The following is a 13,454-nucleotide window of genomic DNA, read 5'->3' as shown; positions in this document are numbered from 1 at the left end:
AAGGACACATAAGAACAAAATGGCTGTTAAAAAAGCATTGGTGTTGAGTTGCCTGCTGGGTGCCAGTTTCCTGGCCCAGGCGGCCCCTGCCTCTTTTGTGGTGCAAGATATCCAGGTCGAAGGTCTGCAACGGGTGACCCTGGGTGCCGCACTGTTGAACCTGCCGATCCGGGTCGGTGATACCGTCGATTCCGTGGCTCTGGCCAGCGCCATCAAAAAGCTCTATGCCTCGGGTAACTTCGAGGATGTGAAGGTTTACCGTGACGGCCAGGTATTGCAGGTGATGGTCAAGGAGCGTCCGACCATCTCCAGCATCGAGTTTGCCGGCAACAAGGATATCAAAGAGGAGCAACTGACCCAGAGTCTGGAGTCCTCCGGTATCCGTGTGGGCGATCCGCTGGATCGCACCGTGCTCACCTCCCTCGAGAAGGGACTGGAAGATTTCTACTATGGCGTGGGTAAATACTCCGCCAAGGTCAAGGCCATCGTCACCCCGTTGCCGCGCAACCGGGTCGACCTCAAGTTCACCTTCGTGGAAGGGGAAGCGGCCAAGATCCAGCAGATCAACATCGTCGGCAACAGCGTCTTCCCTGAAGAGAAGTTGATTGCCCAGCTCTCCCTGCGCGACGAAGTGCCCTGGTGGAACTTCACCGCCGATCAGCGCTATCAGAAGCAGAAACTGGCCGGCGATATCGAGACCCTGCGCTCCTACTACATGGATCGCGGCTATATCCGCTTCCAGCAAGAGTCTACCCAGGTCTCCATGACCCCCGACAAGAAGGGCGTCTACGTCACCCTCAACATCAAGGAAGGGGATCAGTACAAGGTCTCCGGTGTCCAGCTCAAGGGTGACCTGATCGATCGCGGTGGCGAGATGAAGGGATTGATCCCGATCGCTGCCGGCAGCATTTACTCTGCCAGTCAGGTGACTCATACCGAAGAGGTGCTCTCCAAGTTCCTCGGCCGTTACGGCTACGCCTATCCGAAAGTGGTCACTTTCCCGCAGGTCAATGACAAGACCAAGGAGGTCGAGCTGATCGTCAACGTTGAGCCGGGCCCCCGTGTCTATGTGCGCAATATCAACTTCAGCGGTAACGCCACTACCGAAGATCAGGTGCTGCGTCGCGAGATGCGCCAGATGGAGGGCACTTGGCTCTCCTCCGACAACATCGAGCAGTCCAAGAGCCGTCTCAACCGCCTTGGCTACTTCGAGAGTGTCGAAGTGGACACCAAGCGGGTACCGGGCAACGATGACCTGGTTGACCTCGACTTCAAGGTCAAGGAGCAGCCTGCTGGCTCCATCAACGCCGGTATCGGTTACGGCACCGAGTCAGGTCTGAGCCTGCAGGCGGGGATCTCTCAGAATAACTTTATGGGTACTGGTAAAACGGTCTCTATCAACGCCAGCACCAACGACTACTCCAAGAACGTTGACCTGAGCTACAACGACCCCTACTTCACCGTGGATGGTGTCAGCTTGGGTGGGCGGGTCTACTATAACCAGTTCCGCGCCGATGATGCCGATATCGTCGATTACGAGAACGAAACCATCGGTTTCCGTCTCTCCAGCGGCTTCCCGGTCAACGAGTTCAACCGTCTCGACTTCAGTACCGGTATCGAGAGCACCAAGCTGAGTCGTCCCTCATTCAATAGCCAGAACTATCAGGAGTGTCTGAAGGACAATCCGGATACCAACGGCAACACCTACTGCTGGGATCAGTGGAACGACAACCGCCAGTCGGTGCAGATGGATCAGTTCTGGAACCTCTATTCGCAGGATGGCTCCAACCTCGACTTTGTGACCATCGATGTGACCGCTGGTTGGACCCGCTCCACCCTGAACAAGGGGATGTTCCCGACCGCCGGTGACCGCCAGCGTGTCAACGCCAAGGTGACCGTGCCGGGGATGGAACTGCAGTACTACAAGCTTTCCGCCGAAGATGCCCACTACTTCCCGCTCGATGCGGATCATAACTGGGTGATGATCGGCAAGGGGCGCGTCTCCTACGGTAACGGCTATGGCGATGACCCCATGCTGCCGTTCTTCGAGAACTACTATGCCGGCGGTTTCGATACGGTACGTGGCTTCAAGAGCAACACCATTGGTCCCAAGGCGATTTACAAGACCTACAACAAACCGGGGGTTGGCACTTGTACTGGCAGTCAACCTTGTGAGACCGGCAGTTATGAAGGTTCCGACACCTCGGTGGGCGGTAACGCTCTGGCCGTTGCAACACTGGAGCTGGTCTTCCCGACCCCGTTCGTCTCCGAGACCTATCGTCCGCAGATCCGTTCCACCGTTTTTATGGACGCAGGTACCGTCTGGAGCACTGATTTTGCCAACGGAGCATATCCTTGCGCCGCCGGTTCTGATTGCAACTATCTGAGCCAGGACTACTCCAGCCCGGGCAATATCCGGGTCTCTGCCGGTGTCTCCCTGCAGTGGCTCTCGCCGATGGGCCCGCTGGTGTTCGCCCTGGCCAAGCCGATCAAGAAATACGAAGGGGATCGTACCGAGTTCTTCTCCTTCAACATCGGTCGTACTTTCTAAGCAGAGTTTCGCCCCCACCCATGCGGTGGGGGTCTTCAATGATGGGACGCGCGGTATGCGTGCCTCACCAGGTAACAAGACGGTCCTAACGCCGCTTGCATAATCGGGTAAATCAGGTAGCCCTCGCCATGAGGGAACAAGGAGTAAGTGTGAATAAAGCGTTGAAAGTAGCTGGTTTGAGCTTTGCACTGATGGCTGCCGGCATGGGTTCTGCCTTCGCTGAGACCAAGATCGCCGTGGTCGATATGGGCGAAGTCTTCCAAAAGCTGCCCCAGCGTGAAGCCGTTGCAGCCAAGCTGAAAGGTGAATTCGAGCCGCGTATGCGTGAGCTGCAAAAGCTGGAACAGGAAGGCCAGAAGCTGGTCGAGAAGTTCCGCAAGGATGAAGCCTTCATGAGCGCCGAGCAGAAGAAGCAGAACCAGGAGAGGCTGGCCAAGCTGCAGATGGAGTTCAACCAGAAGCGTCAAGCCTTTGAGCAGGACAACGGTCGCCGTCAGTCCGAAGAACGCAACAAGATCCTGACCAAGGTGCAGGCTGCTATCGATTCCATCGCCAAGAGCAATGGTTACGATCTGGTGCTGGAGCGCAATGCCGCCCCGTATGCCGCCAGCAAGCTGGACATCTCCGGCCAGGTTATTTCTCAGGTAAGCAAGAGCAACTAATTGATGGCATTCACTCTCGCACAGCTGGCCCAGCAACTGGGGGCCCAGGTCCATGGCGACGGAACCCTGGAAATCCGCAAGGTAGCGACACTGGAAAAGGCCGGGGAGGGGGATATCACCTTCCTGTCCAACAAAAAGTACCGGCACTATCTGGAGCAGAGCAAGGCGACCGCCGTGCTCATTACAGAAGCGGATCTGCCATTTTGTCCCACCAATGCCCTGGTGCTCAAAGACCCCTATGTGGGCTTTGCCCGGGTAGCCCAACTGCTGGACACCACCCCGCAGCCGGCTACGGATATTCATCCGAGCGCCGTTATCGCGGCTGACGTGCAACTGGGCGAGAGAGTGGCTATCGGCGCCAATGCAGTGATCGAATCCGGCGTCGTGCTGGGTGACGATGTACGCATTGGCCCGGGCTGTTTTGTTGGCAAAAATACCCGGCTGGGAGCGCGCTCCCGGCTGTGGGCCAACGTTACCCTCTATCACAATGTGACCATGGGCACCGACTGTCTGGTTCAATCCGGCACAGTGATCGGCGCCGATGGTTTCGGTTATGCCAACGAGCGTGGCGAGTGGATCAAGATCCCCCAGCTCGGCGGTGTGACTATTGGCAACCGGGTCGAGATCGGTGCCTGTACCACCATTGATCGCGGTGCGCTGGAAGATACCCGCATCGCTGACAACGTCATCATCGACAACCAGTGCCAGATCGCCCACAACGTGGAGATCGGCTATGGCACCGCCGTGGCGGGCTCTACCGTGATGGCTGGTAGTCTCAAGGTCGGCAAATACTGTATCATTGGCGGCGCTTCCGTCTTTAACGGGCATATGGAGATCTGCGACCAGGCCACCGTTACCGGTATGGCCATGGTGATGCGACCCATTACCGAGCCCGGTGTCTACTCTTCCGGCATCCCTCTGCAAACCAATAAAGAGTGGCGCAAGACCGCCGCCCGGGTGATGCGTATCGAAGAGATGCACAAGCGGTTAAGCAAGCTTGAGAAGAAGCTGGATCAAGAATAATCACGATTGGTATAGGGTACTGTTTTGACTACTGAAAAGAAGAGCCTGGGTATCCAGGAAATCATGGATCTGCTGCCCCACCGTTATCCGTTTCTGATGGTGGATCGTGTAGACGACTACGAGATCAGCGATGAGCGCAAAACCCTGCGTGCCATCAAGAACGTCTCGTTCAACGAGCCGATCTTCCAGGGGCACTTCCCGGCCAAGCCGGTGTTCCCGGGCGTACTGATCCTGGAAGCGATGGCACAGGCCACCGGTATCCTGGCCTTTACCATGGTGGGCAAGCCGTCTCCCAACGAACTCTATTATTTTGCCTCAATCGACAACGCTCGTTTCAAGCGTCCGGTCGGCCCCGGTGACCAACTGGTGCTGGACGTGGAGTTCCTGAAAGAGCGTCGCGGTATTGCCAAGTTCACCGGTGTCGCCACCGTCGACGGTGAAGTGGTCTGTACCGCCGAGCTGATGTGCGCCAAACGCGAGGTTTAACACACGTGATCGACCAGACTGCCATCATTCACGATACTGCCATCGTCCATGAGTCTGCCGTGATCGGTAAAGGGGTTGAAATCGGCCCCTTTTCTGTCATCGGCGCCGAGGTGGAAATCGGTGACAACACCTGGGTAGGTTCCCATGTGGTGATCAAGGGCCCGACCAAGATTGGTTGCGGCAACAAGATCTTCCAGCACACCTCCATCGGTGAGGATTGCCAGGACAAGAAGTACGCCGGTGAGCGCACTTTCCTTGAGATCGGCGACAACAACGTCATTCGCGAGAACTGCACCTTCCACCGTGGCACCATTCAGGATCAGAGCCTGACCAAGGTGGGCAGCGGCAACCTGTTCATGGTCAACGTTCACGTTGCCCACGACTGCATCATCGGTGACAACTGCATCTTCGCCAACAACGCGACCCTGGCGGGCCACGTGGTGATCGGTGACTTCGTGATCTTTGGTGGTCTCTCCGCCATTCACCAGTTCGGCCGCGTCGGTTCCCACGCCTTCGTCGGTGGCTGCGCAGCCCTGAACAAGGACGTGCCGCCTTACGTGATGGCTGCCGGCAACTACGCCAAGCCGTTCGGGGTCAACTCCGAAGGGCTGCGCCGTCGCGGTTATACGCCTGAGGCTATATCTGCCGTCAAGCGTGCCTACAAAGAGATCTTCCGCTCCGGCAAGACCATCGAAGAGGTGCTGCCGGTGCTGATCGAGATGGCGCAAGCCGAACCGGCCGTCCAGCTCTATGTGGACTTCCTCAAAGATAACGAGCGCGGGATCATCCGTGCCTGATCCGGTTCGTATCGGTATCGTCGCCGGAGAAGTCTCCGGCGACATTCTGGCTGCCGGTCTGGTGCGCGAGCTGCAGGCCCGCTACCCGGATGCGCAGTTCGAAGGGATCGCCGGGCCGCGTATGCAGGCCCTCGGCGTCAAGGCGCTGTTCGAGATGGAAGAGCTCTCCGTCATGGGGATCACCGAGGTGCTGGGCCGTCTGCCGCGCATCCTCAAGGTCCGTCGCGAACTGCTGCGCCACTTTATTGCCAATCCGCCCGATATCTTCATCGGCGTGGATGCACCGGATTTCAATATCGGAGTGGAGCTGAAACTGCGCCGCGCCGGTATCAAGACGGTTCACTATGTCAGCCCCTCTGTGTGGGCCTGGCGCCAGAACCGCATTCACAAGATCAAGGCCGCCACCGACATGGTGCTCGCCTTCCTGCCGTTCGAGAAAGCCTTTTACGACCGTTTCGACGCCCCTTGCCGTTTTGTCGGTCACACCATGGCGGATGATATTCCATTGGTGCCGGATCAGGCGGCCGTGCGTCGCAATCTCGGTATCGATGCCAATCGCCGCTGGCTGGCGGTGCTGCCGGGCAGCCGCACCGCAGAAGTGGGCTTTATGTCCCCCCTGTTTCTCGAGGCGTGCAAACACCTGACGGTGCGCTATCCGGATCTCGGCTTCATCGTGCCGCTGGTCAACCAGAAACGGCGTGAGCAGTTTATGGCCATCAAGGCCGAGGTAGCGCCGGGTCTCGACATGGTGCTGCTGGAAGGGCAGGGCCGCGAGGCGATGATCGCCGCCGACGTGGTGATGCTGGCCTCCGGCACCGCGGCACTTGAAGCCATGCTGGTGAAAAAGCCGATGGTGGTGGGTTACAAGCTCAAGCCCTTCAGCTATTGGCTGGCCCAGCGACTGGTGAAGACCGAATTTGTCTCTCTGCCCAACCTGCTCGCCGGTCGCATGCTGGTGCCGGAACTCATCCAGCACGAGTGCACAGCGGAGAATCTGGTGGAAGAGGTGAGCAAGTACTTCGAGCACGACAACAGTGCGCTGGTCAACACCTTCACCGAGCTGCACCAGCTGATCCGCTGCAATGCCGACTCGCAGGCCGCCGATGCGGTGGCGGATCTGCTCGGCAGATAACGCTATTTCGGACCGTCGATTGCGCCGCGCAGCCCGTTAATCCGTTTTCCGAGCGGTGATGCCGCGCCAGTCGACCCCTGTCAGGCCCCACGGGGCCTGTTTTGATTCAAGGCTACAAGATGATGATCGATATTCCTGACGACAAGCTGGTTGCCGGTGTGGACGAAGTGGGCCGTGGCCCCTTGGTGGGTGACGTGGTCACCGCTGCGGTCATTCTCGATCCCGCCAATCCGATCGCGGGGCTCAACGACTCCAAGACGCTCTCCGAGAAGAAGCGCCTCGCCCTGTTTGACGAGATCAAAGAGAAAGCGCTCGCCTGGGCCATTGGTCGCGCCACTCCGGAGGAGATCGACGAGCTCAACATCCTGCATGCCACCATGCTGGCGATGCAGCGAGCCGTGGCGGGGTTGAAGGTCACCCCCGAGCTGGTCTTTATCGATGGCAACCGCTGCCCAAGTTTGCCGATGGAGGCGCGTGCCGTGGTCAAGGGCGATAGCCTGGTGGCCGCCATCAGCGCCGCCTCTATCCTCGCCAAGGTGACCCGCGACGGCGAGATGACCGAGCTGGACAGCCGTCATCCCGAATATGGTTTTGCCCGTCACAAGGGTTATCCGACTGCGGAGCACCTCGCCATTCTGGCCGAGCGTGGCCCGTTGCCAGAATATCGCAAGAGCTTCAAACCGGTGCGCCGCGCACTGGGGATCGAGTAGACCATGTCATTTAGTTTGAGCAGCGAGAGGAGATGACGATGGCTGACCCCCGTTTTATCCACCTGCGAGTCCACTCCGACTTCTCCATGGTCGATGGCCTGCAGAAGATCAACCCCATCGTCGGGGCGGCTGCGGCCAACAACATGCCGGCGCTGGCGCTGACCGATCAGATGAACATGTGTGGTCTGGTGCGCTTCTATGGCGCAGCCCACGGCAAGGGGATCAAACCCATCGTCGGTGCCGACTTCTGGGTGCAGAGCGATGAGCTCGGCGACGAGCAGTTCCGTCTCACCCTGCTCGCCATGGATAACGACGGCTACCAGAACATCACCCTGCTTATTTCCCGCGGTTACCAGCGCGGCCACGTGCAGGGTCGTCCGGTTATCGACAAGAGCTGGCTCGCCGAGCATGCCAAGGGGGTGATCGTCCTCTCCGGTGGCCGCGAGGGGGATGTGGGCAAGTTCCTGCTCAAGGGCAACCGGCAGATGACCGAGCAGTGTGTCGCCTTCTATCAGACCCACTTCCCCGATGCCTACTATCTCGAACTGCTGCGCACCGGTCGACCCGACGAAGAGGTCTATCTGCACATGGCGGTGGCCATCGCTACCGAGTTCGAGCTGCCGGTGGTCGCCACCAACGAGGTGGTGTTCCTTAACGCCGATGACTTCGATGCCCACGAGATCCGGGTTGCCATCCACGATGGCTATACCCTGATGGACAAACGCCGTCCCCGTCGCTACAGCCCCCAGCAGTACCTGCGCAGTCAGGAGGAGATGGCGGAGCTGTTTGCCGATATCCCCGAAGCGCTGGAAAACACAGTGGAGATCGCCAAGCGCTGCAACGTGACGGTGCGTCTTGGCGAGTACTTCCTGCCCAACTTCCCGACCGGCGACATGACCACCGAAGATTTTCTGGTGGCCAAATCGAAAGAGGGTCTGGAGGAGCGTCTCGAGTTCCTGTTCCCGGATCCGGCGGTGCGGGCCGAGCGTCGTCCCGAGTATGACGAGCGTCTCGATGTTGAGCTGAAAGTGATCAACCAGATGGGCTTCCCGGGTTACTTCCTCATCGTGATGGAGTTTATCCAGTGGTCCAAGGACAACGGCATCCCCGTTGGCCCGGGCCGGGGCTCGGGTGCGGGCTCTCTGGTGGCCTACGCCCTCAAGATCACTGACCTCGACCCGCTGGAATTTGACCTGCTGTTCGAACGTTTCCTGAACCCCGAGCGGGTATCCATGCCCGACTTCGACGTCGACTTCTGCATGGACAGGCGCGATGAAGTGATCGAGCACGTTTCAGATATGTATGGTCGGGAGGCGGTCTCCCAGATCATCACCTTCGGCAGCATGGCGGCCAAGGCGGTGGTGCGGGATGTGGGCCGGGTGCTGGGCCACGCCTACGGTTTTGTCGATCGTATCTCCAAGCTGATCCCGCCGGATCCGGGCATGACGCTTGCCAAGGCATTCGAGGCTGAGCCCAAGCTGCCCGAGCTCTACGAACAGGATGAGGAGGTCAAAGACCTCATCGACATGGCTCGCCGCCTGGAAGGGGTGGTGCGCAACGCCGGTAAACACGCCGGTGGCGTGGTGATCGCACCCACCAAGATCACCGACTTTGCGCCGCTCTACTGCGATGACGAAGGCCATCACCCGGTCACCCAGTTCGACAAGAACGACGTGGAGTACGCCGGGCTGGTGAAGTTCGACTTCCTGGGTCTGCGGACCCTCACCATCATCGACTGGGCGCTCGGCATGATAAACCCGCGTCTTGCCAAAGAGGGCAAGCCGCCGGTGGACATCGCCGCCATCCCCATCGATGACAAGAAGTCGTTCGACCTGCTGCAGCGCTACGAGACCACGGCGGTATTCCAGCTGGAATCCCGCGGCATGAAGGATCTCATCAAGCGGCTGCGCCCCGACTGCTTCGAAGATATGATCGCACTGGTGGCCCTGTTCCGACCGGGCCCGCTCCAGTCAGGCATGGTGGATAACTTCATCGACCGCAAGCACGGTAATGAAGCGATCTCCTATCCGGACGAAAAGTGGCAGCACGAGAGCCTGAAACCGATTCTGGAACCGACTTACGGCATCATCCTCTATCAGGAGCAGGTGATGCAGATCGCCCAGACCCTGGCGGGCTACACGCTGGGTGGCGCGGACATGCTGCGCCGGGCGATGGGTAAGAAAAAGCCCGAGGAGATGGCCAAGCAGCGGGCCGGTTTCGAGGAGGGCGCCGTCAAGAATGGCGTCGATGGCGAACTGGCGATGAAGATCTTCGATCTGGTGGAGAAGTTTGCCGGCTACGGCTTCAACAAATCCCACTCCGCCGCCTATGCGCTGGTCTCCTACCAGACCCTCTGGCTCAAGACCCACTTCCCGGCCGAGTTCATGGCGGCGGTGATGACCGCCGATATGGACAACACCGACAAGATCGTGACCCTGGTGGATGAGTGCCAGCGGATGGGGCTGACCGTGATCCCGCCGGATGTGAACACCGGTCGCTATCGCTTCTCGGTCAACGAAGATGGCCATATCGTCTACGGGATCGGGGCGGTGAAAGGGGTCGGTGAAGGCCCCATCGATGCGATCTTGAGCGCCCGGGATCAGGACGGCCCGTTCCGAGATCTGTTCGACTTCTGTAACCGGGTCGACATCAAGAAGCTCAACAAGCGGGTGATGGAGAAGCTCATCCTCTCCGGCGCCATGGATCGGCTCGGCCCGCACCGCGCCGCCCTGATGGCGACCCTGGAGGAGGCGATGCGTGCCGCCGAGCAGCACGCCAAGGCGCAGGCGGTGGGGCAGGTCGACATGTTCGGCGTGCTCACCGAAGAGATTGACGACGTCAAGAAGGCGTTTGCCAACGTGCCGCACTGGCCTGACAAGGTGTGGTTGGAAGGGGAGCGCGAGACCCTCGGGCTCTATCTCACCGGCCACCCCATCAACCAGTACAGCAGCGAATTGCGTCGTTATACCTCGGGTCGCCTGTGCGATCTGCATCCCACCTCCCGCGATACCGTAACCACGGCGGCGGGGCTGGTGATTGCGGCCCGCAGCATGGTGACCAAGCGTGGCAACAAGATGGGGATCTTCACCCTGGACGACCGTTCCGGTCGCCTCGATGTGACCCTGTTCAGTGAAGCGCTGGAAAAATATGAAGAATTGATGCAAAAAGACCGCATTTTGGTGGTTTCTGGACAGGTCAGCTTTGATGACTTCTCCGGTGGCCTTAAAATGTCGGCTCGAGAATTACTGGATATCAACGATGCGAGGGAGCGTTTTGCCAGAGCAATCCGCATCTCCCTCGATGAACAGCGGATTGATGATCGCTTTTTCCCGCGTTTGTGCGAGATTTTGGAGCCCGCCCGTGCCGGAGTCTGTCCGGTTCAGGTAAACTATCGTCGCCCCGGCTCCCGGGTGCGATTGACGCTCGGTACCGAGTGGCGGGTGACGCCCACCGATCAACTGATAGATGACTTGCGAGTCCTGCTTGGACGAGAGCGGGTTGAATTGGTTTTTGATTAGAGGTTCTAAGGCCCTATGAGTCTTTTTCTGGATTTTGAACAGCCGATTGCCGAGTTGCAGGCGCAGATTGATGAACTCAAACATGTGAGTGAAGGCAATCACGCCGTGGATCTGAAAGACGAGATCCGCCGGCTGGAGAAGAAAAACGAAGAGCTGACCAAGAAGATCTTCGGTGATCTGGGTGCCTGGCAGGTATCCCAGATGGCGCGTCATCCCCAGCGCCCCTACACCTTTGACTATATCGAGCATATCTTCACCGATTTCGACGAGTTGGCTGGCGATCGCGCCTATGCCGATGACAAGGCTATCGTCGGCGGCATCGCTCGTCTCGACGGTGAGCCGGTGATGGTGATTGGTCACCAGAAGGGTCGTGAGACCAAAGAGAAGATCAAGCGCAACTTCGGCATGCCGCGTCCGGAAGGGTACCGCAAGGCCCTGCGTCTGATGGAGATGGCCGAGCGCTTCAAGATGCCGATCATCACCTTTATCGACACCCCGGGCGCTTACCCTGGCGTCGGTGCCGAAGAGCGTGGCCAGTCCGAGGCGATTGCCCGCAACCTGAAAGTGATGGCCGGTCTGACCGTGCCGGTGGTCTGCACCGTGATCGGTGAGGGTGGCTCCGGTGGTGCGCTGGCCATTGGCGTGGGTGACCGCGTCAACATGCTGCAGTACTCCACCTACTCCGTCATCTCGCCGGAAGGGTGTGCCTCCATCCTGTGGAAGAGCGCAGACAAGGCTTCTGTGGCTGCCGAAGCGATGGGGATCACTGCCCAGCGTCTGAAAGAGCTCAAGCTGATCGACCACGTGATCGACGAGCCCCTCGGCGGTGCCCACCGCGATGTGGAGAAGATGGCCAAAAACCTCAAGGCTCGCATCAAGCAGGATCTGGACGCCTTGCGTCCGCTCGATACCGAGCAACTGCTGGAGCAGCGCTACCAGCGTCTGCTGGGCTACGGTTACTGCTAAGCGCAGCCGTCACCCCCGACTATTCAGGCCCCCGTCATCGACGGGGGCTTTTTATTGCGGTTGATCTGTCATTCAGGTGAGTGCCCCAACGCGCCCTGAAACGGCGCCGCTCACTCTTCGCGGGTGAGGGGCAGGGTTGGTATGCCACGCTGTTGGTGAGGGCTGTCAGGGACTGTGGCAACGCGTTGTCTGTCGCCTGCCCGCTGCATCCTGCGGCATCGCTAGCGATGGCATGACAAGCCACGTGATCATCCTATTGCGGCATAAAAAAGCGCCCCGACTATGCGGAGCGCTTTTACAGGTGTCTGGCGGTATTACAGTTCAATCTCGTCTGTAAGACCTTCATAGGCGATATCGATGGATTGCAGCTCCTTCTGCAGGCGATGTTTGTCTTTCAACGCCTCGATTTCACGCCATTTACGTTTTTTTCCCGTTGTCCCGCGGCTACGCGAACCGAGTTCAACCACCTCGTCATAATCGAAGTTGAACATTTCCATGGCTCCCTCCTTGGTTTTTATCGTTTTCACCACCCGTATAACATAACGAATCTGAAATTAAAACGTTTTCGTGACGACTCTATGACAGCGCTAAAAAAGCCCATGAAAAAAAACCGGGCCCCTTGGTAGGGGCCCGGTTTTTATCAGAAAAAAGAACTGATTACAGACGGCTTGCCAGCATGGTTTCCAGCTTGCCCTGGTCGATGGCGAACATGCGGATGCCTTCGCCCAGCTTCTCGTGAGCCATGGCATCCTGGTTCAGTTCCCAGCGGAATTCGGCTTCGGTCATCGGGGTCGGTTTGGCCTTGCGCTCACCGGTGTAGTCCAGTTTGCGTACCACGGCGCCTTCGGTCTTGCTCAGCTCTTCCAGCAGGGCCGGGCCGATGGTCAGGCGGTCGCAACCGGCCAGTTCCAGGATCTCGCCGGTGTTACGGAAGCTGGCGCCCATCACGACGGTCGGGTAGTCGTGCTGCTTGTAGTAGTTGTAGATGGAGGTGACGGAGACCACGCCCGGATCTTCGCTGGCGGTGTAGTCACGGTTGTGCTTGGCCTTGTACCAGTCGAGGATGCGACCCACGAACGGGGAGATCAGGAAGGCACCGGCTTCGGCACAGGCACGGGCTTGGGCGAAGGAGAACAGCAGGGTCAGGTTGCACTGGATACCCTCTTTCTCCAGTACCTCGGCGGCACGGATCCCTTCCCAGGTGGAGGCCAGCTTGATCAGAATGCGGTCGTTGCTGATACCCGCTTCGTTGTAGAGACGGATCAGCTTGCGGGCCTTGGCGATGCTGGCTTCGGTATCGAAGGAGAGACGGGCATCCACTTCGGTAGAGATACGGCCCGGAACGATCTTCAGCACTTCCAGACCGATGTTGACGGCCAGCTTGTCGCCCGCGTCGATGATTTGCTGTGCCTTGTCCTGGCTCTGGGCTTTGGCCCATTTGATGGCGTCTTCGATCAGCGGAGCGTACTCGGGGATCTCGGAGGCCTTCAGAACCAGAGAGGGGTTGGTGGTGGCATCGATGGGCTGATAGCGTTTGATGGCTTCGATATCACCGGTGTCGGCAACAACAGTGGTCAGGGCTTTCAGCTGGGTTAATTTATCGGCCATA

General features: G+C 58.9%; 11 protein-coding genes. 9 read left to right on the top strand and 2 right to left on the bottom strand.

From position 1 onward, the window contains the following. Positions 1-19: 19 nt before the first annotated feature. From bamA to accA, 9 genes are all read left to right on the top strand, one after another. Positions 20-2,551, top strand: coding sequence for an outer membrane protein assembly factor BamA (gene bamA, locus I6L41_RS11420; protein WP_216958951.1), 2,532 nt, complete (start codon positions 20-22; stop codon positions 2,549-2,551). Between the two features lie 149 nt (positions 2,552-2,700). After that, positions 2,701-3,213, top strand: coding sequence for an OmpH family outer membrane protein (locus tag I6L41_RS11415; protein WP_216958948.1), 513 nt, complete (start codon positions 2,701-2,703; stop codon positions 3,211-3,213). A 3-nt stretch (positions 3,214-3,216) separates the two neighbouring features. Beyond that, complete coding sequence (gene lpxD / locus I6L41_RS11410) at positions 3,217-4,236, top strand: UDP-3-O-(3-hydroxymyristoyl)glucosamine N-acyltransferase (RefSeq protein WP_005338561.1); 1,020 nt, start codon at positions 3,217-3,219, stop codon at positions 4,234-4,236. A gap of 63 nt (positions 4,237-4,299) precedes the next feature. Continuing rightward, positions 4,300-4,722, top strand: a complete 423-nt coding sequence (gene fabZ, locus I6L41_RS11405; protein ID WP_013724020.1) for a 3-hydroxyacyl-ACP dehydratase FabZ — start codon at positions 4,300-4,302, stop codon at positions 4,720-4,722. A gap of 5 nt (positions 4,723-4,727) precedes the next feature. After that, positions 4,728-5,519: an acyl-ACP--UDP-N-acetylglucosamine O-acyltransferase gene (gene lpxA / locus I6L41_RS11400; RefSeq protein WP_216949524.1), complete on the top strand. Its 792-nt coding sequence runs from the start codon at positions 4,728-4,730 to the stop codon at positions 5,517-5,519. Further along, complete coding sequence (gene lpxB, locus I6L41_RS11395) at positions 5,512-6,651, top strand: lipid-A-disaccharide synthase (RefSeq protein WP_194496541.1); 1,140 nt, start codon at positions 5,512-5,514, stop codon at positions 6,649-6,651. Before lpxA ends, lpxB begins: the two co-directional genes overlap by 8 nt. Before the next feature lie 119 nt (positions 6,652-6,770). After that, positions 6,771-7,361, top strand: a complete 591-nt coding sequence (gene rnhB, locus I6L41_RS11390) for a ribonuclease HII (RefSeq protein WP_216958944.1) — start codon at positions 6,771-6,773, stop codon at positions 7,359-7,361. 38 nt (positions 7,362-7,399) lie between these two features. Then, positions 7,400-10,879 (top strand): DNA polymerase III subunit alpha, encoded by a 3,480-nt coding sequence (gene dnaE / locus I6L41_RS11385; protein WP_064338543.1) that lies wholly within the window; start codon positions 7,400-7,402, stop codon positions 10,877-10,879. Positions 10,880-10,894: 15 nt separating this feature from the next. Then, positions 10,895-11,845 (top strand): acetyl-CoA carboxylase carboxyl transferase subunit alpha, encoded by a 951-nt coding sequence (accA, locus tag I6L41_RS11380; protein WP_005338549.1) that lies wholly within the window; start codon positions 10,895-10,897, stop codon positions 11,843-11,845. A gap of 314 nt (positions 11,846-12,159) precedes the next feature. Here accA and I6L41_RS11375 read toward each other — a convergent pair whose 3' ends face one another. Continuing rightward, positions 12,160-12,342 (bottom strand): DUF3545 family protein, encoded by a 183-nt coding sequence (locus I6L41_RS11375; protein ID WP_005338547.1) that lies wholly within the window; start codon positions 12,340-12,342, stop codon positions 12,160-12,162. Positions 12,343-12,502: 160 nt separating this feature from the next. Then, positions 12,503-13,453, bottom strand: a complete 951-nt coding sequence (gene tal, locus I6L41_RS11370) for a transaldolase (protein ID WP_139443195.1) — start codon at positions 13,451-13,453, stop codon at positions 12,503-12,505. Position 13,454 lies beyond the last annotated feature (1 nt).

Origin of the sequence: Aeromonas sp. FDAARGOS 1411 (assembly GCF_019047125.1) — a bacterium.
GTDB lineage: Bacteria > Pseudomonadota > Gammaproteobacteria > Enterobacterales > Aeromonadaceae > Aeromonas > Aeromonas veronii.
The sequence above is the reverse complement of the archived record's forward strand: the minus strand, read 5'-3'. Positions and strand labels throughout refer to the sequence as shown.